Below are 23,253 nucleotides of genomic sequence, written 5' to 3' on the forward strand. Positions count from 1 at the left end.
ACTCACCAGAAAGGTGCACCTGCTTCTGCAGCGGATATGGCTTCGACACCCGAATCCTTGCAGTTCAGGGGCACCTTTTCTCATGTTCTAGAGCACAGCTACCGCCCCGGCTGAATAGCTGAGGCTAATGACGGTGCTCACGGTGCCAAGCAGCACAGCGACGGCCGCTGTGATCAATGCGGCGAACACGGGAGCTTGTAGCACCATGACCGAATAGTGCTACGTGCACAACGGTCCGGCAAGTTCCGCTTCTGGCACCGCCGTCACTGAAGCTTTTTCGTGCGCCCAGCAGAGCAGGAGGTGAAGCTGTGATGTAGCGGTGGATCTTGTTGTTCGTAAGCTCGTCGTCGCTTGCCGGTGGAAGTCCGGTCCGGGTAGCTGCCAGGAGGCCCGATACACAGATTGAATGCGTAGAGTCTTAGACTCGTGACGGATGGCTTCGGGTGAGGTACGACCGGAGCATGCGGTATGGGCAGAGGGGTGGGTACACGCCCGCTGAGCAGGAGCGGCGGGAACGTGTGCGGCTGCAGGCGGCCGAGTGGTTTGAGGCCGGGGAGTCGACCAGGGCGATCGCGGTGCGGTTACGGGTGCATGAGCGGTCGGTGACGCGCTGGCGGACGGCCTGGCGGGAGGGCGGCACGCCGGCCCTGCTGTCCAAGGGGCCGGTCTCGGTGGAGAAGTTGTCGGCCCGGCAGTGGGCGCGGCTGGATGCCGAGCTCAAGCGTGGGCCGCTGGCCTGGGGCTATGTCGAGGATCAGTGCTGGACCTTGGGCCGGGTCAAGACGCTGATCGGGCGGCTGTTCCACATCGGCTACACCGTCGAGGGGGTGGGCAAGCTGCTGCGTCGCCACGGCTGGTCGGTGCAGGTGCCGGCCCGGCGTGCTCTGGAGCGGGACGAGGAGGCCATCGCGTTGTGGAAGGCCGAGGTGTGGCCGGCGGCAAAGCCACCGCGGCGGACCTGGGTGCCTATCTCTGCTTCGAAGACGAGGCCGGGCAGGGACTGAGGCCGCCGAAGGGACGCACCTGGGCGCCGGTCGGGGCCCGGCCGGTGGTGACGGTACGCGGCTGAGGTTCCGGCCGGATCAACATGGCCGGCGTCGTTTGCTTCCGGGACGGCGAGCGGCCGCACCTGTTCTACAAGCTGCACGTCTACCACGGCCGCAAGGGCGAGCCCAAGACGTTCTCCTGGATCGACTACCGGGACCTGATCGTGGCCACCCACCAGCAGCTCGGCGCACCGTTGGTGTGGTGCTGGGACAACTTGAACGTGCACCTGGCCGGACAGTTGGCCGACTTCGCCGCCGAGCACACCGACTGGCTGCGCATCGTCCAGCTCCCCACCTACGCACCCGAACTGAACCCGGCCGAGGGCGTCTGGTCGCTACTCCCCCGCTCCCTGACCCACTTCGCCGTCACCGATCTGGCCGGCCTGGCGCGGATCATCAAACGCAAGCTGAAGAAGATCCAGTACCGGCCCCACACTACTCACCGGCTGCCTGGCCCAGACCGGCCTCACCCTCGACAACCCGACAAAACCATGACCGACCCTACGAATTCAACCGGTGTAGCAGGCTGGCGGTTCCGTCTGGAAACGGGCGGGGTCGAAGCCCAGCGTCAATGGCCCTGATGGGGGAGCGACGGTGCGGTCCGTAGCATGAAGCGAAGCCTGCGGCGTGGTTACTCAGCCTGCCTTCGGGGTGGGACGAGGGAGTGCCGAGCCTCTCGGAATCGGGGCGAAGGCCATGGACGCGGTGAAGATCCTGGATTTGCAGCCGTCAAGGACTCCCCGGCGTATGGGGCGCGGAACGCATCGATAGTGGCGGCGGGAACTGGGGAGGCCCTCCCCGGCCCGGTGACCTGCGGAATCATGTCATTGGAGTGGCGCGCCCTATAACCGATGATCTCGGGAAATGGATGGTGAGCCGGGTGGGCGTCGAAGGTGGCCGTAGTACTGCTTGAGCCGATCGGACAACACAACCGGCGGTGAGGGAAGGGCCACTACTTCGTCGATGCACAGTGTCTTCGAGGAGGAGGCCCGGTGAGTGCCGTTTCGGCTAGTCCCACCGCTTCGGGATCACGTCCGCGTGATCCGGTCCGGGCCTTGCAGCATGTGCTCTACCGGGCGGCCAAGGCTGATCCCGGACGCAGGTTCCACGCGCTGATGGACAAGGTCTATCGCAGAGACGTCCTGGCGCGCGCGTGGGTCATGGTGCGCGCGAACAACGGCGCACCCGGCATCGACAAGACCACCCTGGGCCAGGTCGAGGAGTACGGGGTTGCCCGGCTGCTCGATGAACTGGCCGCCGAACTCCGGGAAGGGCGATACCGTCCGTTGCCCGCTCGCCGGGTGCTGATTCCCAAGCAGGGAGTCAGGGACGAGTATCGGCCGTTGTCGATCCCGGCGGTCCGGGATCGGGTCGTGCAGGCTGCTGTAAAGATCGTGTTCGAACCGGTCTTTGAGGCGGACATGCTCGACTGCTCTTTCGGGTTCCGCCCGCGGCGGTCGACGCACGACGCCCTGCAAGTGCTCGTGGATGAGCAGGCGAAGGGGCGCAGGTGGGTGGTCGAGACGGATACCGCTGAATGTTTCTCGGCGATTCCGCATCAGGAGTTGATGCGAGCGATCGAGGAACGCATCTGCGACCAGTCCCTGCTGAAGCTCCTGTGAGCTGCCCCGGTTTGGTTGGAGGCTCCCAAGACTGGAAGGCTGGGAGTCGTGCCCGCACCGAGGAAGTATCCCCAAGAGCTGCGTGATCGCGCCGTCAAGATGGTGTTCGACCTGCGTGAGGAGACCGGTGGCAAGGCCGGGGCGATCGCCCGGGTGGCCGACCGGCTCGGCGTGCATCGCGAGGCGCTGCGCTCATGGGTCCGGCAGGCGGAAATAGATGAGGGAAGGCGTTCGGGCACCACATCGAGCGACGCGCAGCGGATCGCGGAATTGGAGCGGGAGAATCGTGAGCTGCGCCGGGCGAACGAGATTCTGAAGGCGGCATCCGCGTTTTTCGCCCGGGAACTCGACCCGAGACTGCCGCGCTAATCGAGTTCATTGACCTGCATCGGGATCGGTTCGGAGTCGAACCGATCTGCGCGGTCCTGGAATTTCCCCCGTCCACCTACCACGAGGCCAAGCGACGCGAGCGCGAGCCGTCGGCTCGGGCGCGGCGCGATGAGGAATTGAAAGTCGAGATCATGCGCGTATGGGAAAATCCGGGCAGGAAGGTGTACGGGGCGCGCAAAGTCTGGCGTGAACTGAATCGTCAGGGAATCATGGTGGCGCGGTGCACCGTCGAGCGACTGATGCGCGAATTAGGTATCGAGGGGGCGTGCGCGCGCCGTAAGCGGCCCCGCACGACGCTGCCGTCTGGCGGGGAGCGGCCCGCCGACCTGCTGGAGCGGGACTTCGCTGCGCCGGCGCCGAACCGTCGCTGGGTGGCCGACCTCACGTACGTGCCGACCGGTTCGGGGTGGGTTTACACGGCGTTCGTCATGGATTTATATTCGCGGATGATTGTCGGTTGGGAGGTCGCCGATAATCTCCGGGCCGACCTGGCGTTATCGGCGCTCGAAATGGCGATATGGTCGCGGCGTGAGAGCCTGGACGGCGATCTGGTTCATCATTCTGATCGGGGTGTGCAATATACGTCGATCTGCTATGGTGAGCGTCTGGCGAATATCGGCGCGGTGCGCTCGGTCGGCAGTAAAGGCGATTCTTACGACAACGCTGCCGCCGAATCGCTGAACAGTCTGTACAAGAAAGAGATCCGCGACTTTCGCGGCGGCTGGCAAGGTGTCACCGACGTGATGCTGGAAACTATGGAATGGGTTGCCTGGTACAACGAGACAAGGCTCCACTCATTCTGTGGTAATATTCCGCCGAAGGAGTATGAGGAAGCCTTCTATAAGGCGCAGGAATAAGCTACGTCATTCGCAAGTTCACAGGAATCGTAGCCTCCAACATTCCCGGGGCGCTCCACACTGCTTCCCGCAGACCCAACCCGACCAGTGCCGTCACGATGGAAAGAGCTCACTGTCTCTCGACGTACGTTTGTTGCTCGATAAGCAGTTCGCATCACTAGCCACTTGGCTGCTATTTGGGCTGGCCATAAGGCCCTCCGGGGCCGGAGCCCGGCAAGGCGTTCCCGCTTACCGAATGCTGGTGTCTCCACCAAGGTAGTGCTGCTGCAGTTGGCTCAGCCAGCGGTGGCTTTGGCGTTGTGGAACATCGGGCGGTAGCGGATGGTCCAGGCGCCAGCGGCTCACGTCGCGCACGCTTACCTGCCCGGCTCGGAACAGACGCTCTTCTGCGGGGAGCTGTTGTTGCCGAACGCGACACCGTTCAGATCAGTCACCATCTTCGCCGGATGGCGGGGAGCGCTCTCGTGTTGGCGGAGGGTGATCAGCCGCACCACACAGTTCCAGCGCTTCGAGCGCATTGCTCGGCTGTGTCATGTCGGCGCCGCGCTCCAGGAATGTCAGCTGACGCTGAGTCGGCGTACGCACCGCCAAGCGGTCCGCACCGTGATGACCAGGACCGACCCGACCGTTGCCTGGGCTGGACCCTTCGGACGAGTCGGACAGAGCACTTCCCATATCGAGGACCCGGACATACGCTTCCAAAACATCTGCCGATGTAGCAGCGCCGCAGCTCCCAGGGGGACATGATGCCACGGCGATCTGGGGTACTGCGCTGGTCAGCGGGCATGGTGGCGGTGGCGCTCGTGGCGTGGGGACAGCCGGCACCGGCCGCAGGTGCCGTCGGGGACTTCGTCGTGTACGGGTTCAGCCAGTCGGACGTGCACGAGGAGGACCCGCAGGTCTACGAACTCGACCCGGACACCACCATCCGCGCGATCGGGAAGTGGTCCACAGCGGGGGACGAGGCGGCTGACTACAACTTCACACAGATCGACCGCTATCACGCCAAAGGCATCGCCTTCATGGGCAGCGGTACGGCGAGCGTGATCTTCCCGAAGGACTTCGCCACTGCCGAGATCTTCGACGACATGTCAACCCGCGACGCGGACGGCAATCCGGTACCCCATGACGAATTCGGTTTTCCGGAGCCGGCGCGGCGGGGCAACATCTTCAATCCCAAGTACCGCGAGTACCTCCTGTCCTGGGCACGCATCCAGGTGGACGGCGGAGTCGACGGGCTCAACTTCGACGAGATCAACGCCGGATTCAGCGGCGGGTCGAAATACGGTTTCAACGGCAACGAGGGCTTCGACGACTACGCGATCGCCGACTTCAACCGGTACCTCTTGGAGAAGTATCCGGCCTTCACCGCCGCAGACTGGAAATCGCGCTTCGGTATGACCGACGACAACATCCCCCGTCGCGACGTGCCGGCCGGCGACCTGGCGGCCAACTTCAACTACCGTGCTTACCTGCGGGCCGGCGGCTGGAACCGCGACCCCCTGAACGCGGTGAACCCACTCGCCCGCGAGTGGGGCAGGGTGGTCGCCAACCGAATGTACGCCGAGGACACGTCGTTCACCGCCACATACATTCGCCGGTACTGGAAGGAGCTGGTCGACAAGACGCGGGCGTATTCCTGGCGCACCCGGCACCGCAACGTCCTCATCTCCTCGAACGGGCTGTGGCCCTATGTGGACTTCAACAGCGTCGGCATGTACCCGTGGAACCCGGACGAGCAGACACCCGACTTCCGGGGCGCCGACTACGTGCCGGTGGTAGAGGGCCACCTCAACGGCGCCAAGTCGCTCCAGTCGCAGTACCGCTACCTGAAGGAGCAGAGCGCCCGGATCGCGGGCCACGTGCCTGTCGTCGTGTTCATCGACTGGCCGAACGACATGATGACCAACTACCTCAACCTGCCGCTGCAGGAGAAGAAGGACTACTGGCAGATCTTCGGTGCCGAGGCGTACGCGAACGGCATCTTCCCCGCCTTCCACCTGAAGGACACAGTCGGCAGCCCCACCGCCACGGATCTCGGCATGATGGACTTCTTCAAGACCTACACCCGCTTCTACAAGGATCGTCGCGCGATCTTCAGCGACAACGTGATCAGCCCCCATGCGGTATGGGTCAGCGCGGCCCACATCGCGGCGAGCCTGCTCGTGCAGCGTGGCACCGGAAAGCGCTCCCTCCACCTCGTCAACCACAACTACGACCAGGGCATCACACCCCAGTCAGGGTTCACTGTGGAGGCTGACCTCGGCTCCTGCCCGCGTCGCGTCTCGCTGGTCTCGCCAGATTTCCCGCAGTCGAAGTCGCCGGCATTCTCCTGCCGGCACGGCAAGCTGAAACTGACCGTCGACCGCCTCGACCACTACAACATCATCCAGCTGTAGCCAGAGCCAGGGGTGTGTCCCGTGGCCGGACAGTCCCGCCCTCAAGACCACATCATGGGCCTGTCATCTGACGGATCCAGCGCGGTGAGCGGCCGGCCCAGCCTGCTCGTCAGGTCGGCGATCACCAGCTCGGTGAGCGTGCGTCCAGCCACCGGTCGAGAAACTCCGAGGTGCCGTACGGCTGCCACCCCAGACCGTTCACGTCGACCAGGACCACCGGCCACTCGGCCGGCTCGCCGCTGACAGGAAGCCACCAGCACGTCTCACCGCAGTCGAACATCCCCCACAACCGCAGCCCACCCGGCGCGGGCGCGATCGGCGACAATACCACCCGTTCCCCCGCGACCCGCCGAGCACGCAACCGCGCGCCCACCGCGGCCTGCTCGGCATCCAGGTCGAAGCCCTCCGGCACCCAGGACCAGGACCGAGGAGCCGCAGCACGCCGGCCGGCTTTCCGACGCCGTAATCGCCGACCGGCGCGGCATAGTCCGCCGGCACCTCGGCGGCCGCCTCGACCTGCGCCACCTGCCCGGCGACCTCGAGCTTGAGCCGCGCTCTCGGGAAGATGTCCTTCTGCGGTACGTCCTCCAGTACGAGCGGGGTGAACGCCCAGGCATAGAGAGGCGACACCGCGGGCAGGGCCTCACCCCGGTCCAGGCCGTCGCTCACTCGCGCGGCGAGCACCTCTGTCATGGGAGCGTCCACCAGCTGCCACTGCTCGTCCGGCCGATGCTGGACGAAGACCCTGGTCGGCCAGTCGTCCGGATCGGCGGACACCGAGGTGTCTCAGAAGTTGTACTCGCTTCCGCGCGACTCGCCCCACACCAGCAGACCACCCGGTTCGGGATGGAAGGCGCACGGAGGAGACGCCGGATCGTCGGCCCGGATGCCGCGCTGCAGACGCTGCCGCTGTTCGGGCTGCCCGAAATAGCCGCCGCGCCCGGAGCGGTGGGGCACCACGACCCGGATCCACTCCCCGACCGTGCCAGCACAGGCCCGTACCTCTCCGCGAACGTTGCGAGATCTTCCCTCCGCCGTCCCTTTCACGCGACCGCAGCCGACGTCGAACGCATTCCTCAGCCCGCTGCCGTCACCGCGTTCCCGATGCTTCATGCGTGGCGAGCTGACTGAGGAGTTTCGCGATGTCGTCCCACTGGGGCCACGGCATCAGGTGCGGAGAAGAACGGATAGGCCGAGGTCAATGGCTTGTTCGTCCGTGTGCGCAAGGTCTCGACGAGGCAGGCGTCCGCCAGTTCCCCGCGTCCCCGCGTCCCCGGGTCCGAGGCGGGTGAAGGTTGACGCACGGGCTCGATTCTTCGGATAGAGCTGTGCGATGCGCAGGTTGTTGCGGCCGGAGACGATGACGTCTGCGGTGGTGTGGGTCAGCGTCAGTCCCTCCTTGTCGTCCCCCGGACGAGGTTCTTCGCGACAGAACTGTCGCGCATGGTCGGCGTGATGTGCCGGTGCTACCTTCACCAGGACGTGCAGGACGTGCAGGACGTGCAAGACGTGCAGGACGTGCAGGACGCGTCGGCCAGCACAGTACGGGCGAGGTCCGCGGCCTCCTGCGGGGTCAGTTCCGTGCCACGCAGGAACGCCTCGGCGTGCGCGGCCTCACCCAGGACGGCTCTCGTCACCGCCATGATCCGATCCACGTCACCACGTTCGGCGGGCGGCAGCGGCGCGCCCACGCTTCGCCGTGCCGCGTCCGCCGCGCCGAGCAGCAGCGTCGCGCTCTCGGCTCGATCCGCGTCCCCGGACAGTGCCGCCGCGCCCGCCAATCCTTCGAGGGACAGGGCTACGGCCCGCGGCTCCCCGATCGAACGGGCGACCTCCAGCCCGCGCAGCTGACTGTCCGCGGCTCGCGCCGCGTCCCCGCGCAGCTCGGCGGTGAAACCCAGCTCGACCAGCAGCAGGTGCTCGCCGGCCGCCGAGGACACGAGCTCGTCGCGGAGCCGGGCCAGGTACGTCTCCGCCGCGCCGAGGTCACCGGACCGGCGGGCCCCGAGGGCGAGCCCCATGACCGCGTGCACCTCGCCGTAGACGTACCCCTGGTCCACGGCCCGCCGCAGGGCCTGTTCGTGCAGCTCACGGGCGTGATCCCAGTCATGGGAGAGCAGCGCCAGCCGACCCAGCCCGGACAGGCGGGCGGCGATCTCCGCCGCCAACTCGAGCTCCTCGGCGATGCGCAGCCCTTCGCTCTGGCGGCGGGCCGCCTCGATGTAGTCGCCCTTGATCTCGGCGAGCGTGGACAGCGGTGACACGGTCTGCAACTCGCCCCAGCGGTCCCCGAGCTCGTGGAAGAGCGCGGCGCTGCGCAGGCCGTCGCGGGTGACGGTGTCGAGGTCGCCATGAGCCAGTGCGTTCATGGCCCGCAGCCCGAGTACGGCCGCGGTGCCCCAGTCGTCGGAGGTCAGGAGGGCCTGCGCCCGGGCGTTGACCTCCTCGCCGGCGTCCGGGAGTCCGGCGTGAAAGAGGCCGTACGCGTGCAACCACAACGCCCGGCCCCGCCGTACCGGATCGGCGATCCCATCGTGGGGCGGCAGCTTCGGGCGGGAGCGGTCGCCGGTCAGCAGCGTGAACGCGCCTTCCAGCACGCGCAGCGCGGCGGCTTCAGGGGCGACGGTGAGCACCGCCGACAGGGTGCGGCGGCCCTCGCTCAGCCGGCCGCGCAGCAGCCACCACCAGCAGAGGGCGGTGGCCAGCCGGACGGCCGCGTCGGGGTGGCGAGCAGCGCCGCCTGTGACGGCAGCCCCATCCCCCTCGGCAGCCCCATCTCCCACGCCAGCCCCATCTCCCACGCCAGCCCCGTCCCTCATGGCAGCCCCGTCTCCCACGCCAGCCCCGTCTCCCAGGGCAGCCGCGCTCGGAAGGACGGCTGTATCCGGGGAGACGGCTTCCTGGAGCGCCGACCGGAAGTTGGCGGCTTCGGCGTCGAGGCGGCCGAGCCACGCCTGCTGCCGCGGGCCACGGAGCTGGGGCTCGGCCTGTTCGGCGAGCTCCAGGTAGTGGTGCAGATGCCGCTCGCGGACGCCGGCGAGTTCGTCCGCCTCGCGCAGCCGCTCCCTCGCGTACGCGGCCACCGATTCGAGCAGCCGATAACGCGGCCCCGCCGGGCTGCCGGCCATGACGACCAAGGATCGGTCGACCAGGCGCGTCACCAGGTCGGGGATCTCATCGCGGGCCACTCCGGCCCCTGCGCACACCGCCTCGGCCGCGTCCAGCGTGCAACCGCCGGCGAACACGGCCAGGCGGCGCAGCACCATCCGCTCCGGCTCGCTGAGCAGCTCCCAGCTCCAGTCGATCACCGCCCGCAGGGTCTGCTGCCGTGCCGGGGCGGCCCGCTGTCCGGCCGTGAGCACCCGGAACCGGTTCTCGAGCCGCGCCGCAAGCTCCCGCACTCCCAGGCCCCGCACCCGGGTCGCCGCCAGTTCGAGCGCGAGCGGGATACCGTCGAGGCGGTAGCAGATCTCGGCCACCGCTTCGCGGCTCTCGCCGTCGGGGACGAAGCCCGGGGCGGATGCGGAAGCCCGCTCGGTGAACAGCCGGATCGCGTCGGCCGGTTGGAGCGGCTCGACCAGGTACACGGTCTCGCCCGCCAGGCCGAGCGGCTCCCGGCTGGTGGCCAGGACGTTCGCCCCCGGCGCCGCGCGCAGCAGCAGATCCACGAGCTCGGCGGCCGGCTCGACGACCTGTTCGCAGTTGTCGAGCACGAGCAGTATCCGGCGCTCGCGCAGGGCGGCGGCCAGCCGGTCGGCGGGCGCCCTGGCCGTTCCGGGGCCCGGCGTACCGGCCGGGACGTGGTCGGGGCGCGGTGGGCTGGTCGGAACGTGGTCGGGGTGCGGTGGGCTGGTCGGAACGTGGTCGGGGTGCGGCGGGCCGGCCGGGACGTCGCCTCTCAGGCCGAGCGTGGCCGCGACCGCCTGCGCGAGGTCGGCCACGCCCCCGCGCTGGTCGGCGAGCTCGACCAGCCACACCCCATCCGGGAAGCGCGTACCCCGCGACGAGTCCTCCAGTGCCGCGATTCGGGTCGCGGCCTCCACCGCGACCCGCGTCTTGCCCACCCCGCCCGGCCCGATCAACGTGACAAGGCGGGCGCCGCCGAGAAGCCGGTCAACCTCCTCCAGAGCAGGCCCGCGCCCGACCAGAGCGGTGAGCTGGGCGGGAAGATTCGACAGAAGGCGATCTGGAACCGCAGGAGGCGGGCCGAGCGACGCGTCCTGGCGCAGAATCGCCTGGTGGAGCGCGGCCAGCTCCGGGCTGGGGTCGACGCCGAGCTCGTCCGCCAGCCGGTGCCGCAACTCCTCGTACGACGCCAGCGCCTCGCCCTGGCGACCGGCCAGGTAGAGGGCCCGGAGCTGAACGGCGCGCAGCCGTTCACGCAGCGGATGGCGGGCTACCAGAGCGGCGAGTTCTCCGGTGAGCAAGAGGTGGTCACCCGCGGCCAGGCGGGCCTCGGCCTGCTCCTCCACGACGGCGAGGCGCTGCTCGGCCAGACGGTGCGCCGCCGCGCGGGCGAACTCCTCGTCGGCGAAGTCTGCGTACGCCGGACCGCGCCACAGTTCGAGCGCCTCGGTGAGCAGCGCGGCCCGCGCCACCGGGTCGGCGGAGCGGGCCCCGGCCACCAGGGCCAGGAACCGGTCCGCGTCCACCTCGTCGGCCGGACCGAGGCGCAGCAGGTAGCCCGGCGCCTGGTAGGCCACCCGGTCGCGCCCGACAACCCGGCGTAGCTGGGAGACCTTGGCCTGCAAGGCGTTGGCGGGGTTGCCCGGCGGCCGCGCCCCCCACAGGTCGTCGATGAGCCGATCGGCGGCGACCGGCCGCCCCTCGTGTACGAGCAGATCGGCGAGCAGCGCCCTGACCTTGACTTCGAGAACCTTGACCGGCCGGCCCTCGTCGTCCCGCACCCTCAGCGGACCAAGCACTCCGAACCACACAGTGGTCACCGTACACAGCGCCGGCCGGCAGACCGTCAGCGGCCATCAGCGGACCATCAGCCACTCCGAAGCGCTCAGGAGCACAGTCGAACCCAGTCCCACCACATAGAGAGATCGGAACAAGACCATGACCGGCTCAGCGTTGACCTCCCGCCTGTTCGAACCCGCCAGGCTCGGCTCTCTCCACCTCCCCAACCGGCTGGTGATGGCGCCGCTGACGCGTAACCGCGCGTCGGCCGACGGCGTCCCCGCGCCGATCATGGCGACGTACTACGCCCAGCGCGCGTCCGCCGGGTTGATCATCGCCGAGGCCACCACGCCGAACGCGGTCGGGCAGACCTATCCCGACATTCCCGCCATCTACCACGACGGGCACGTGGCCGGCTGGCGGCGCGTGACCGGCGCGGTGCGCGCCGCGGGCGGCACTATGTTCCTGCAGTTGCAGCACGGCGGCCGGATCGGCCACCCGGACACCAGCGGGCTGACGCCGGTCGCGCCCTCGCCGGTGGTGTTCCCCGACTCGATCCACACGCCCGGCGGACCCAGGCCGGGGGTCGTGCCCCGCGAGATGACCGTCGCGGAGATCCGATCCACCGTGGACGACTTCGCCGCCGCCGCCCGGCGGGCCATCGACGCCGGGTTCGAGGGGGTGGAGGTGCACGGCGCCAACGGTTACCTCATCCACCAGTTCCTCTCGGACGTCATCAACAGGCGCGGCGACGCCTACGGCGGCTCGGTGGCCGGGCGCATCCGCTTCGCGGTCGAGGTGGTCGAGGCCGTCGCCGACGCGATCGGTCCCGACCGGGTGGGCCTGCGCATCGCACCCGGTGTCACGGCCAACGCCATGCGCGAGCACGACATCGAGCACGTCTATCCCGCGCTCGTCGGCGCGCTGGCGAACAAGGGCCTGGCCTACCTGCACGTGGTGTTCGCCGACCCCGCCCAGCCCCTGTTCCGCCGCATCCGCGCCGATTGGCGGGCGGCATTGATCGCCAACCCGTCGCTGCCCTGGCCGACCCCGTTCCCCGCCGACGGCGGTCGGCACGCGGGCGAGCGGCTGCTCGCGGCGGGCGCCGACCTGATCTCGCTCGGCCGCGCCTTCCTGGCCAACCCCGACCTGGTCGAACGGTTCCGCCGCGGCGCACCGCTCAACCCGGTGCGCGTGGAGCACTGGTACGGGGGTGGCGAGCTCGGCTACACCGACTACCCGGCGCTGGCCGCCGCCCGGGAGGAGCGCGCTCCGGTCGCGGTCTGAGCTCCTGCCGTGATCTTCAGTACGGCCGCTACCAGGTCTTCCACCCCAGCCCACAGACCAGCCCACAGAACCAGCCCACAGAACCAGCCCACAGAACCAGCCCACAGAACCAGCCCACAGAACCAGCCCACAGACCCGGACATCGTGCCGAACGCGGACGACGCCGGTGCGATTGAGGTGCTATATATTCATTATAAGTAGCGTCAACTCAAATCAGAGGAGCGCCGCCATGGAGTTCATCGCTCTGGCAGGGCTGGGCGGGATCGGGTTCGTGCTCGTGGGAATCGTGGTCAATGTCCTCTACCTCCGCTCCGGCCTCCCGCTGCCGACTTCGGGCAAGGGCCTGGACGCGGCCACCGACTCGTTCGACGGGATCGCGGACGCGCTGAAGAAGCCGTCGGTGCTCGTACCGGTGACGTGGCTGTGCCTGACGCTCTTCGCGGCCGGGCTGCTGTCGGTGCTGTGGCGCGGAAACGCCGATCAGACGGCGTGGGCGCTGGTGGGCTTCGCCGGCGTGCTGCTGCAGAACGCGACGTTCGCCTGCGTCGAGGCGCTCCGGTTCGGCATGGCCACCGCCGCCCGCCATGGACGCGGCTCGATGGCGGGGCTGTGGGGGATGAGCAACGTGCTGTTCGGGCTCAACCAGACATTCCTGGCCATGGCGCTGCTCGGCTTCACCGTGGCCGGGGTCAGTGGTGGTCTCGTCCCCCTCTGGCAGGCGTACCTGGGATATCTCAGCGCCGCGCTGCTTGTCGTGTCTTCGCTCGCCGCCCCGTACAACGTCGAGGGCGGCAACCGCCTCGGACTGGCCGGGCTGATCGGGTGGCTGGGCTGGATCTCCTGGATCGTCGCCTACAGCGTCACCCTGCTGCTGCGCTAGCTTGCCCTACGCTACACATCATGAGCGCAGAGGGGGCCCGGCGCCGCTACGACTCGATCCGCCGTACGGCCCAGGCGATGGAGACTCGCGCCGACATCGCCCAGGCCGCGCGCCGGCTTTTTGTCGCCCGGGGCTGGACGGCGACGACCGTACGCGACGTCGCCCGCGAGGCGGGAGTCTCCGTGCCGACGGTGTACTCGGTGTACGGCAACAAGGCCGGCCTGACCAGGGCACTTGCGGACGCCGCCGGCCTGTCCGCCGACCCCTCCCGGCAACTCGCCGAGCTGGAGGCACCGGAAGCGACGCCCGAGCGGCAGCTCGCCGTGATGGCGGCCTTCGACCGGCGATTGTTCGAACACGCCGGGGACGTCATCGTGCCCCTGCGCGAAGCCGCCCGTACGGAGCCGGAACTGGCCACCCTCTACCGCGAAAGCCGCGCCCGCGCCGACGAGACCCGCGTGGCGGTGTTCTCCTCGTGGCAGGACGGCACCCTCCGCCCCGGCCTCGACGTGCCGGCCGCCGCCGACATCTACGCGGGCCTGTGCAGCATCGACGTCTACACCACGCTCACCGCCGAACGCGGCTGGCCGCCGGACCGCGTCGAGCGATGGTGGGGCGAAGCGCTGGCCCGCGAACTCCTGAACACGCCGCCGAACCACCGCTAGGCACTGAGGCGCTCGCCTTCTCGGTACCTCCAGCGGTGGCCGGGACGTCCGTGCAGAGTCCGGGTCCGGGGGAGCGATCGCGCAGCTCAGAAGTACTTCGAGGTCAGGTCGGTGGTGGGCCAGGAGGACACGGTCACCTTGTTCATGTCGTCGTCGATCCCGTCGTAGTCGAGCGACCCGCTCTCCTCGCGCCGGTTGAACAGCAGGGCGTAGCTGAACCCGTTCTGCAGCCGCGCGAGGTAGGCGAACGTGCCCGGCATCGAGCCGTTGTGCCAGGTGTTGAGGTGGCCGGTGACCTGGCGGCACCACCAGCCGCCGCCGTACCAGGAGCCGTACTCGTTGACGCCGATCTCCGGCTTGGCCACCAGCGTGGCGATCGAGGCCGAGCTCAGCACGGTGCCCGGCCGGTCGAAGGCGAGGGTCCAGCGGACCAGGTCCACGGCGGAGGCCAGCCAGCCGCCGTTGGCGTCCTGGTTGGGCATGTTGAAGCCGCCGTAGGGGTACGGGACGGTGGTTCCGGAGGTGTCCAGCACGGTCTTGTTCGTGTACTGCGACTCATACCTGACCTCTCCGGCCGCGGCCTCGCTCCTGAGGCTCTCGCCGAGCCTCATGCGGGTGATGCCGAGCGGCTGGAGCAGCTTGGTCGTGATGTACGTCTCGTAGGGCTGGCCCGAGACCTTCTCGATGATCCGGCCGAGCAGCAGGTACCCGTAGTTGCTGTAGACCATCTTGGTGCCTGGGGCGTGGTCGAGCGGGCGGGCGGTGGCGTACCGGATGATGTCGTCGTGCCCGATCGGCAGCGGCACGTCGAGCGCGGCCGAGATGGTGTGGTCCAGCCAGAGCTGGTCCTTGGAGACGTCGCGATCCCAGCCGCCGAGGTGCTGCATGAGGCGGAGCACGGTGACCTGCTCCATCCGGGCGTCGGCCGGGGTGAGGCCGAGCAACTGGGTGACCTTGGCCGACAGGCTCAGCTTGCCGTCCTGCACCAGGCGCATGACGGCGGCCGAGGTGATGTTCTTGCTCAGGCTGGCGATCCGGAACAACGACGTCGGCGATGGGACGGACGGAACCCTGGAGTAGTCGTCGTAGCAGTAGCCGCGCGCGAGCAGGATCTTGCCGTTCTTCATGATGGCCAGCTGCGCCGCCCTGATCTGGCGATCCAGCACGAACTTCTTGAGCAGGTTGTCGTACCCCGCCAGTTGCGTCGGCGCGGTTCCCGTCACCCGTACGACAGGGGCGGGTGGCGCCGCCTGCGCCGGTCGCCCGGCGATCAGCGCCGTCGGCGCCGCCGCGAGAAGAGTTCTGCGGGAAAGGCCGGTCACATACGCCCCTTAAGCTCACATCCGATACTTGAGTCACATAGCTTACGGATGTCATGGTCTTCGTCGAAGCGGACCGGCAGGCGTAGCGAGCGGCTGCACCACTGGCTTCACCCCGCGGGGTCTCCGGGATGCAACGCCGCGGTCCGAGTCCGCTCGCCCGCCCGAGTCGGCCAGTCAAGGGCGGCGGAAAAGGGGCGGCGGAAAGGGGCGGCGGAAAGGGGCGGCTCTACACGCGGGACGTTTGTCCTGACTCGCTATCGCCACTGACCGGCGGTTGCTGCTCGCGCCCCTGCTCTCCCCGAGATCCTGGCCCCCGGTAGGCGGTCGGCCCGTCCTCAACCGCCAGCCGGCGGTGTGACGTGGTGGGGAGAGACCCCGGCGATGGTCCTGAGCCGGTCGGTGCGCCAGGCCACGATGTAGTCGAACGTGGCGCCGCCCTCCACGGGGATGAAGGCTATGTCGGGAGGCGGGCAGAGGTCCGGCATCTGGGCGGCCGGCGAGGGCGACCCGTGGCCTGAGGTGACGTGGGCGAGGATCTCGTGGAAGCCTGGCAGGCAGACGGCCTCACGGCCGGGCACCGGCAGGCGATGGCTGATCCAGCAGCCGGACATGTCGTTGGCGAAGAACCCTTTATGTGCGATCTCGCCGTAGCCGACGCTGGCGCGGCGCGCCGCGGGTCGTCTGCAGGCACGCCGAGCACCGCCGGCTCCGACGGCAACACCGGTCGGACGGCAACACCGGTCGGACGGCAACACTGGTCCGACGGCGAGCTCCGGCTCCCGGACCAGCAGGGCAGCACCAACAGACCGACCTCCACCCGCCCCTCGTATGGACTGGCCGCAGCCTGCTGGGCTTCGGCGGCCCATGGCCGTCCGTGGAGAGGGGACGTGTACTCAGCGGGTGAGCGTGCAACCGCAGTGGGGTTACGCACCTATGTGGCACGATCGCCCATGGTGTTCGTCCAATGTCCGGGGTGGTTGCGGTGGGTACCGAGGGCCGGGATGGCGGGGAAGTAAGGCGTGAACTGGGAAAACGCCGTAAAGAACATCTCCCTTATATCCCCTGATCATGGTCTTGCGGCTGCATGGGGGCACCGTCAGCTGCCTACCAAGGGCGCAAAGCCAAAAACCTGCGGCTGAGAAACCGCAGGTCAGGGGCTGAGAATGCCTATGTAGCCGAAGTGCCCCCGGCAGGATTCGAACCTGCGGCACCCGCTTTAGGAGAGAGGGGCCAGTCCAGTCGACTTATTCAGGTTGACCTGCGGAAACTCGCTCTAAGCCGTAGGTTGCAATGTAGATCATCCCGCAGATGTCCCCATCGGATTCGGGTCGCGGCAGAGCTCGTCTGTGACGTGCATTCGCGTCACTCGGGCTTGCTGCTCCGCCTTGAGCCGCTCGGCTGCCTGAACAGGTGGCTCCGGCGCAGAACGGCGGGCCCTGGGCTCGTGTCACCCGCAGCCCAATGTCATTGTCGCTGAACTACTGCAGGAGGTGCCCTTCCCTCAACCGCGGCCAGCTCACCGACGGGCTCCACGGTGAGGGCCTGGCCGACGTGTCTTCCGCGGCTTCTTCGACCGCCCTCCCTAGTCGGCTGACATTTTGCCCGGGAGGGCCACACCGGCTTTCACGGACAAGTAGTCACAGGGACCTCATTTGTGACACACCGTCGAGGGTTGGAGAACTCAGCATGGATTCGCAGGACACACCGCCACAACCCGAGCCCGATGAAGTCACGCCCCCCAGGTACGAGGACGTGCCGGACCCGCTTCCCGATCCCGGGAAAGGAGGCCGCGGCTCCTTGGACGTGTGTAGCCTGCTTGTTCTCTTCAACGGCGTGGCAGCCTCTCTCGGCGGAGTGTACGTCACCACCTCTTCCGTGGCAATCACCGTTACCGCCGGATTGACGGCACTGCTCATCGCCCTACTGATCGCGATGAAGAAGTGATGAGGACCCGTGCAGAAAGATCTAGCTTCCCGTCTTTCACGCCAGGCACCTATGAGGGACCACATCACCGTGAGGGCGAGCAACGGAGCTCGGACAACGGAGGTCGGCAGTGGCACAGCAGAACGAGGGCGTGGTCGAGCCCAAAACCTCACATGAAGCAAGCCCGACCGTCCGGAAATCGGCCGAACAGTTCTACAGCAAGAACTGGCGTCTCTTGATGAAGGTGGCGATGCAACATGGTGCGTCACGTGAGGAGGCAGAGGACGCCGTCCACGAGATCATGATCGATATGCTGCGGCGATGGGACAAGATTCTCAATCACAAGTCCTATGCCGCCACTGCGGTCCTCAATTGCGTCATCAAGTGGCACAAGCGCGACAGGAGACAAGTCGAGCTGGCTCGGAAGATCAATTCACCCTCGGCAGAAGGAGGTGACTGGGACCGTCTGATGACCGTCTGGGAGAACCGGCAGTGGGTTGAGCAACTGCTCGACCGCTTGCCGCCGGCGCAACGCGAAGCCATGAGCTTGTACGTGGAAGGGCTGACCTCCTCGGAGATTGCCGAGGATCTCGACAAGCGCCCGGCCACCGTTCGCAAGAACCTTCAGTTCGCTCGTGAGCGACTGAGGCAGCTACAAGAACTCGATCGACAAGCGGATTCGCGCGCCATCGACACGGCGTTTCAGGCTAGAAAGGGGGACGCCCAGTGAGTGCCAACGGCCATGCGCTCGGGACTCCGGAGGAGCCGTTCTCACCGGCTCAACAGGACCCAGTGACGGACTACCTGAACTTCGTCAACGAAATCAGCGACGTTGTCGATGAGATCTCCGATAAGGAACTGAAGGATCAGAAGAGGCGGATATTCGGAGATCCGGATCCCTTGGAGACGCCCTCGCGGGCAAGGCGGGGTCGATTGCGGGAGCTCCTGCCTCCGTGGACGGGCCTCTTGGCAGCAGTCTGCGCTTTCCTCTTTTCGGCGATCGGCTCGCTCATCGCAGCTGACATCGAGCAGGAGCGCGACGGTCATACGACGGTGACCGAGGCGGGAGGTATTCACCGAGAAGTGCAACTAGCGGCGGATCCTCTCAGAAAGGGATATGTGGCGACCTTCAACCAGGAAGGGACGCTCCTGGCCACTGCGGTAACCAAGAATAGGCGCCATGTCGGTACCGAGGACGAGAACGTCGAGCTGATGACCTGGGACGCGGGCACCGGGCGGCAGGTCGGCCAGCCGCTCAGCGTGACCGGCAGGATTTACGCCTTGGCATTTAGCCCTGACGGGCGAATCCTTGCGGCGGGAGGGCGACAGAGCGTGCGGTTGTGGGACGTGAGCAGCTGGAGCCAGATCGCTACCTTGACGGACTACGCGGATCTGGTGACGTCACTGTCCTTCAGTTCGAATGGCCGGGTGTTGGCCACCGGTGAGGGGCATTCGGTGAGACTGTGGGATCTGGACGCCGGCAAGGAGATCGGTGTCGTGTCAGGGTACGCGGACCCTGTGATCTCGGTGGCGTTCAGTCCGGATGGCCGGCGGTTGGCCACCGGTGACGGGCATTCGGTGAGACTGTGGGATCTGGACGCCGGCAAGGAGACCGATGTCATGACGAGGTACGCGGCTTCGACGACGTCACTGTCCTTCAGTTCGAATGGCCGGGTGTTGGCTGCTGGTGAGGGGCATTCGGTGAGACTGTGGGATCTGGACGCCGGCAAGGAGATCGGTGTCGTGTCAGGGTACGCGGACCCTGTGATCTCGGTGGCGTTCAGTCCGGATGGGCGCAGACTGGCAAGTATCGGAGGAAAGGGGACCGTGTCGTTGCGGGATCTACCCCGACCAATGCATCCACCGACCACGTGACCCGACTTGGAGAGCCTAATCTGGAAACCCCTAGCGCAGGCGGGGATTCGAGATCCGAGGCCCTCCATCAAGCCGTACCTTCGGCGTGATAGAGGACCTCCTGCACGGCAAGGCGCCGTCCAAGGGCTAGGGGCAGCCGCCAGGCGGCAAGGTGGGCGAGTGCAGTGTCTCCGGTGGGGCACCAACTTACGCGATCGTCATGCCTAACCAATTGAACACCGCTGTAGGAATGCGCGGCTATAACGGCCCTGACATGTCGACCGAGCTGCACTAACGCAACGCGCAGTGTGCATCCTCCACAAGATTATCCCGCACACGTCCCCTATCCGTCACCGTCAGCGCGCTCCGAAAGGACGGGCAGCATATGCGGCAGTGCCAATGGGGTCCGGACGACGGCGACGGGGGAGGAACGCATCGACGTGATCGTTCCGATGATGCGGGCATACGGGCCATGGCCGAGTGCCATAGCTGGGCAGCGGGAGCAAGGGCGGCCCGTTCTGCTGGGCGTCGCCGTGGTCTGCAAGTGCTGAACATGGGAGAGCGCGTCGCCAGGGGTATCAGCCACGATCTTGTACCAGTGGCCGTCATGGTCGGCTGGCGGCAGCGACCGGGCCCTCTCATCGCTAATGGGTCGGTACACGCTCCTACCGATCACCCGCACGAAGAAGGTGCGGTCGAGGATGTCACACGTGTCGTCGGTGGGAGCATGCTTGCGAAGCCACGTAAGGGTGCGTGACATGGTTGCCGGCCCGTACAGCACCTCTGAGGGAAACCGCGTTGACTCGTAGCGGCTGTCCAAGAACATTAGGTCCGGGTCGTCGAGGACACAGCGGATCACGGCGTGCCGCCAACCGGGCCCATAGTCCCAATTCTGGAGAGGCAACGACTGCACAGGCGTGATCGCCACGTTCTCACGCTCCCAGCTGAGGACAGTGACGACGCGCTCCATCGGCGCCGGATATAGGCGCCCGCCCGGCGTCGCTTGTCCCCAGAGCTGGTTGATGAACTCTGCGACGTCGGAGATTGTGCGCGCTGCTTCGACCGGGGTTAGGAGGTAGAAGCAGTTGGGGTGGGCGGCGGTGTTCCGGAGCGTGCACAAAGCGTGCTCAAGGCTGCGGTTGCGTTGCCCTCGCAGCAGCCCGACATGACGCGCCCAGACGCGCAGGTCATGCAGATGCGCGTCAAACGGGATAGGTCGCCGTCCGGGGTTGGCCTGCAGCCGCCAGCCGCGGTTCCGATGGGTCGCTTCGACAACTTGCTCATAGCGGCTAGCGGGCACGACATGGCGGGCATGACTGGCGTCGACGAATGTCACGGTGCCGTTGTGGAAGGCGACGAACCGGTCCCGGAGTGCTTGTTCAATGACGAACAGAGCCCGGTCGTGCACAGCGGTGAAAACCTCGTAGCGGAAGATCCCCAGAACGTACAAGTCCCGCAGCATGTCGAAGGATCGGCGGGTGCCGTCCGAGACAACCGGCGAGAGCGTACGAGCTGCCATGATGGCCTGCTGATACTCCGCGGCAGCCTCAGGGGTCAATGCCCAGTCGATGCCGAGCCCATACGGGGTGAAGCGTAGGGTTCGCTCATCCGGCGTTTGAAGCTCGCTCAACGATTTCATGTTCACGGGGTCACCTGCAGCGTTAGCGTCGACCAGCCCGCCAGAATACAACCTTGTCACAGCCTTAAGTAGTTGCGTTTGGAGGATGTTAAGGCCACCGCGCCTGCGTCGTGGACGCTCGAAGGCGCCGTCATGCAACCTGGCTGACGGGCGGGTTGCGCGAGGTGCCCGTTTTTCATGTTTTCATGCTCATGTGAGGTTGGTGCCGGTAGTATCCCGGATGTAGATTCGTCGTGGATTGGTGGGGATTGTGGTGGATGAAACGCTGAAGCTTCGGATGAGCGGAGATTTTGCCGAGCAGGAGCTCCGGTCGCTCTACGATTGGCTGATGAGGGACCTCGATGCTCTTGACTATATGGACGTGCGCCTGCAGTCTAAGGATCCGGAGCCCGGTGAGATGGGTGACACTCTCGATCTCATCGCTCTGGCCGTGACAAGCGCATTGCAATGGCCCGCCTTCATCGAGACACTATCGCAGTGGCGTGGAACGCGGCGGCATCGCCCACAGGTGACCATTGAACGTGGGGGGACCACCGTCGTAGTATCTGAGGCGGAGTCGGAACTCGTGGTCCAGATTCTTAAGGCGTTGGAGGAGAACGATTGAATCTCCCTGATCCCTTAACTTCGCGTGCTGTGCTGATTGGCACGAGTAAGTACACCTATCTAGGGTCTCTCCCTGCCGTTGAAAACAACCTGACGACGTTGAGTGGTCTCCTTCAGAGATCTGACCTGTGGGGACTGCCGGCGGAGCACTGTGCGATTGTCCATAATCCCACCACGGTAGATGCGATGATGGATCCACTGTGGCAAGCTCGAGAAGAGGCAAAAGACACTCTTATCGTGTACTTCGCTGGCCATGGATTGATGCATTCCGTGGAGAGCGATCTGTATCTCACTCTAGTAGACTCGCATAAGGACCGCATGTACAGTGCGGTGGCCTATGACACGGTACGAAACGAGCTTCGAGCGAGTCGCGCGCGGCGCAAAATTGTAATCCTGGACTGTTGCTACAGTGGACTTGCGCTAGGGCTAATGGGTGCCGAAGATAGTACGGAGCGTGTCGCCAACAATGCCCGTGTCGCCGGCACATATTTGATGACGGCGACGGCCGAGAATAAGACAGCGCTCGGCGGTCTCGACACCTATACAGCCTTCACTGGCGAGCTCATACATCTCATCAGTGCAGGAATTCCAGAGCAGCCTGAGTTCCTAGAGCTGGATGCAATTTTCCAACATGCACGCGAGTCGCTGCGGGATAAGGGTCTTCCTATCCCACAGAAGCGCGAGTCAAACTTTGCGGCGCATCTCGCCTTGGTGCGTAATCGTGCACATAAAAGCCAGCAACGGATCACGACAAAAGAGTTCTACGGTGTCATCGAGGGGATCCGACCGGGGACTATTTTCGAGAGCCGTCGAGCTCTGCACGACGCGGGTGTGCACCGACCGTTGCAGGCAGGCATCTGCGGCACTGCTGAGCGGGGCGGCGCCGAGTCCATCGTCGTTTCGGGCGGCTACAAGGACGATGAGGATTACGGGGATGTGATCATCTACACCGGTCATGGTGGGCGTGATCCTAATACTGGCGTGCAGGTCAAAGACCAGTCGGCAGACGACTCGGGCAATGCTGCTCTCATCAAGAGCATTATGACTGGACTGCCAGTTCGGGTCGTTCGTGGTGCTGGGGGCGACAAGGAATTCTCGCCGCCAGCTGGTTATAGTTACGACGGGATCTTCACGGTAGCCGATTACTGGACCAAACGCAGCGTCGATGGGCCTACCGTCCTCCAGTTCCGACTTGAGCAGATAGATGACGGGTCGCCTAAGAAGACTGGGGCACTCCGTCTGAGTCGCAAGCTTTCCCCTGGGCGTAGGGAAGAGGTCGCTCCAGGAGTCTATGCGGACAGGCTGCTGGCGACGGAGCTAAAGCAAGTGTACGACCATGCATGTCAGATATGCGGCACCGTGCTAGAAGTGCCAGGTGGCCTACGCATTGCCGCTACCGTGCATATCCGTGGGCGGGAGCAGCCTCACTTGGGGCCTGATAGCAAAGACAACATGCTTTGTCTGTGTCCCAACCATCGAGACCTTTTCAAATATGGGGCGATCACTATTGAGGATGATTACAGCGTAATTGATCGGACGGATGGCGAGACAATCGGAAAGCTTGTGCTGAAGCATGATGTTGATCGTGACCATCTTCGCTATCATCGCCAGCATCACACTCTTGGGTCCGGCGGCTCGACGGGAAATTGAATGCAGCTCTAAATAGAGAGAGTTTCTACTTCCCGGACCGTGTCAATCAATGCGGAAATTTAAGCGTGTGAATTGGAGCAGGTAGCCTCGATTCTTCAGCGGGCGGTGCTGTGTGAGTGGCTCCGCGATTTGCCCGTAATGTCCCCGACGCGGTTGGGGCGGGCCGTCGCATGACGCTGCGGGGGCGCCGGGTTCCACGGACCCGGAGCAG

19 protein-coding genes are annotated in these 23,253 nt (G+C 66.2%); 13 read left to right on the forward strand and 6 right to left on the reverse strand.

Annotation, left to right across the window (positions count from 1 at the left end; genetic code table 11):
• The first annotated feature begins 461 nt into the window (after window positions 1-461).
• The 5 genes from ACTWPW_RS55700 (at window position 462) to ACTWPW_RS55720 (ending at window position 6,314) form a co-directional block, all read left to right on the forward strand.
• Window positions 462-1,004, forward strand: a complete 543-nt coding sequence (locus ACTWPW_RS55700) for a winged helix-turn-helix domain-containing protein (protein ID WP_443173776.1) — start codon at window positions 462-464, stop codon at window positions 1,002-1,004.
• 83 nt (window positions 1,005-1,087) lie between these two features.
• On the forward strand, window positions 1,088-1,627 hold the full coding sequence (locus ACTWPW_RS55705) for a transposase (RefSeq protein WP_443173777.1): 540 nt from the start codon (window positions 1,088-1,090) through the stop codon (window positions 1,625-1,627).
• A 483-nt stretch (window positions 1,628-2,110) separates the two neighbouring features.
• Entirely contained in the window at window positions 2,111-2,668 is a 558-nt protein-coding gene (locus ACTWPW_RS55710; RefSeq protein WP_443173792.1) for a reverse transcriptase domain-containing protein, read from the forward strand.
• Between the two features lie 99 nt (window positions 2,669-2,767).
• A protein-coding gene (locus ACTWPW_RS55715) for an IS3 family transposase (protein ID WP_443173793.1) occupies window positions 2,768-3,915 on the forward strand; the annotation gives its coding sequence in 2 pieces (ribosomal slippage) (window positions 2,768-3,002 and window positions 3,002-3,915; 1,149 coding nt in all).
• Window positions 3,916-4,700: 785 nt separating this feature from the next.
• Entirely contained in the window at window positions 4,701-6,314 is a 1,614-nt protein-coding gene (locus tag ACTWPW_RS55720; protein WP_443173778.1) for a hypothetical protein, read from the forward strand.
• A 121-nt stretch (window positions 6,315-6,435) separates the two neighbouring features.
• Here the strand turns inward: ACTWPW_RS55720 and ACTWPW_RS55725 are convergent, their stop codons facing one another.
• The 3 genes from ACTWPW_RS55725 to ACTWPW_RS55735 form a co-directional block, all read right to left on the reverse strand.
• Complete coding sequence (locus ACTWPW_RS55725) at window positions 6,436-6,726, reverse strand: hypothetical protein (protein WP_443173779.1); 291 nt, start codon at window positions 6,724-6,726, stop codon at window positions 6,436-6,438.
• A 374-nt stretch (window positions 6,727-7,100) separates the two neighbouring features.
• A complete protein-coding gene (locus ACTWPW_RS55730; RefSeq protein WP_443173780.1) occupies window positions 7,101-7,427 on the reverse strand; it encodes a hypothetical protein in 327 nt (108 codons plus the stop codon).
• A gap of 359 nt (window positions 7,428-7,786) precedes the next feature.
• Window positions 7,787-11,251 carry a BTAD domain-containing putative transcriptional regulator gene (locus ACTWPW_RS55735; RefSeq protein ID WP_443173781.1) on the reverse strand — a complete coding sequence of 1,155 codons (3,465 nt, stop codon included), beginning with the start codon at window positions 11,249-11,251 and terminating at the stop codon, window positions 7,787-7,789.
• Between the two features lie 127 nt (window positions 11,252-11,378).
• Here ACTWPW_RS55735 and ACTWPW_RS55740 point away from each other — a divergent pair, with 127 nt between their 5' ends.
• From ACTWPW_RS55740 to ACTWPW_RS55750, 3 genes are all read left to right on the forward strand, one after another.
• Window positions 11,379-12,506, forward strand: a complete 1,128-nt coding sequence (locus ACTWPW_RS55740; protein WP_443173782.1) for an alkene reductase — start codon at window positions 11,379-11,381, stop codon at window positions 12,504-12,506.
• 229 nt (window positions 12,507-12,735) lie between these two features.
• Window positions 12,736-13,386, forward strand: coding sequence for a hypothetical protein (locus tag ACTWPW_RS55745; protein WP_443173783.1), 651 nt, complete (start codon window positions 12,736-12,738; stop codon window positions 13,384-13,386).
• 20 nt (window positions 13,387-13,406) lie between these two features.
• Window positions 13,407-14,051, forward strand: a complete 645-nt coding sequence (locus tag ACTWPW_RS55750; RefSeq protein ID WP_375113023.1) for a TetR/AcrR family transcriptional regulator — start codon at window positions 13,407-13,409, stop codon at window positions 14,049-14,051.
• An 86-nt stretch (window positions 14,052-14,137) separates the two neighbouring features.
• Here ACTWPW_RS55750 and ACTWPW_RS55755 read toward each other — a convergent pair whose 3' ends face one another.
• Window positions 14,138-15,373: a serine hydrolase domain-containing protein gene (locus ACTWPW_RS55755; protein WP_443173784.1), complete on the reverse strand. Its 1,236-nt coding sequence runs from the start codon at window positions 15,371-15,373 to the stop codon at window positions 14,138-14,140.
• A 335-nt stretch (window positions 15,374-15,708) separates the two neighbouring features.
• On the reverse strand, window positions 15,709-15,984 hold the full coding sequence (locus ACTWPW_RS55760) for a hypothetical protein (RefSeq protein ID WP_443173785.1): 276 nt from the start codon (window positions 15,982-15,984) through the stop codon (window positions 15,709-15,711).
• A gap of 1,075 nt (window positions 15,985-17,059) precedes the next feature.
• Here ACTWPW_RS55760 and ACTWPW_RS55765 point away from each other — a divergent pair.
• From ACTWPW_RS55765 to ACTWPW_RS55775, 3 genes are all read left to right on the forward strand, one after another.
• Window positions 17,060-17,317 carry a hypothetical protein gene (locus ACTWPW_RS55765; RefSeq protein WP_443173786.1) on the forward strand — a complete coding sequence of 86 codons (258 nt, stop codon included), beginning with the start codon at window positions 17,060-17,062 and terminating at the stop codon, window positions 17,315-17,317.
• 109 nt (window positions 17,318-17,426) lie between these two features.
• Complete coding sequence (locus ACTWPW_RS55770; RefSeq protein ID WP_443173787.1) at window positions 17,427-18,026, forward strand: RNA polymerase sigma factor; 600 nt, start codon at window positions 17,427-17,429, stop codon at window positions 18,024-18,026.
• Window positions 18,027-18,088: 62 nt separating this feature from the next.
• Window positions 18,089-19,171, forward strand: coding sequence for a WD40 repeat domain-containing protein (locus ACTWPW_RS55775; protein WP_443173788.1), 1,083 nt, complete (start codon window positions 18,089-18,091; stop codon window positions 19,169-19,171).
• Window positions 19,172-19,493: 322 nt separating this feature from the next.
• On the opposite strand, the gene ACTWPW_RS55780 is transcribed toward ACTWPW_RS55775, so the two are convergent.
• The gene (locus tag ACTWPW_RS55780; protein ID WP_443173789.1) at window positions 19,494-20,795 is read right to left on the reverse strand and encodes a hypothetical protein; all 1,302 of its coding nucleotides are present in this window, start codon (window positions 20,793-20,795) and stop codon (window positions 19,494-19,496) included.
• A gap of 247 nt (window positions 20,796-21,042) precedes the next feature.
• On the opposite strand from ACTWPW_RS55780, the gene ACTWPW_RS55785 reads away from it, so the two are divergent.
• Together ACTWPW_RS55785 and ACTWPW_RS55790 are read left to right on the forward strand one after the other, a co-directional pair.
• Window positions 21,043-21,393 carry an effector-associated constant component EACC1 gene (locus ACTWPW_RS55785; protein WP_443173790.1) on the forward strand — a complete coding sequence of 117 codons (351 nt, stop codon included), beginning with the start codon at window positions 21,043-21,045 and terminating at the stop codon, window positions 21,391-21,393.
• A gap of 29 nt (window positions 21,394-21,422) precedes the next feature.
• On the forward strand, window positions 21,423-23,042 hold the full coding sequence (locus ACTWPW_RS55790) for a caspase, EACC1-associated type (protein ID WP_443173791.1): 1,620 nt from the start codon (window positions 21,423-21,425) through the stop codon (window positions 23,040-23,042).
• Window positions 23,043-23,253 lie beyond the last annotated feature (211 nt).

This window comes from Nonomuraea sp. KM90, assembly GCF_052246675.1.
Lineage (GTDB): Bacteria > Actinomycetota > Actinomycetes > Streptosporangiales > Streptosporangiaceae > Nonomuraea.

Bases quoted from the DNA above. Each gene is read 5' to 3' on its own strand.
- ACTWPW_RS55730 (WP_443173780.1), bottom strand. From the start codon at position 7,427: ATGAAGCATCGGGAACGCGGTGACGGCAGCGGGCTGAGGAATGCGTTC.
- ACTWPW_RS55745 (WP_443173783.1), top strand. From the start codon at position 12,736: ATGGAGTTCATCGCTCTGGCAGGGCTGGGCGGGATCGGGTTCGTGCTC.
- ACTWPW_RS55720 (WP_443173778.1), top strand. From the start codon at position 4,701: ATGGTGGCGGTGGCGCTCGTGGCGTGGGGACAGCCGGCACCGGCCGCA.
- ACTWPW_RS55750 (WP_375113023.1), top strand. From the start codon at position 13,407: ATGAGCGCAGAGGGGGCCCGGCGCCGCTACGACTCGATCCGCCGTACG.
- ACTWPW_RS55705 (WP_443173777.1), top strand. From the start codon at position 1,088: ATGGCCGGCGTCGTTTGCTTCCGGGACGGCGAGCGGCCGCACCTGTTC.
- ACTWPW_RS55700 (WP_443173776.1), top strand. From the start codon at position 462: ATGCGGTATGGGCAGAGGGGTGGGTACACGCCCGCTGAGCAGGAGCGG.
- ACTWPW_RS55760 (WP_443173785.1), bottom strand. From the start codon at position 15,984: ATGTCCGGCTGCTGGATCAGCCATCGCCTGCCGGTGCCCGGCCGTGAG.
- ACTWPW_RS55765 (WP_443173786.1), top strand. From the start codon at position 17,060: ATGGATTCGCAGGACACACCGCCACAACCCGAGCCCGATGAAGTCACG.
- ACTWPW_RS55740 (WP_443173782.1), top strand. From the start codon at position 11,379: ATGACCGGCTCAGCGTTGACCTCCCGCCTGTTCGAACCCGCCAGGCTC.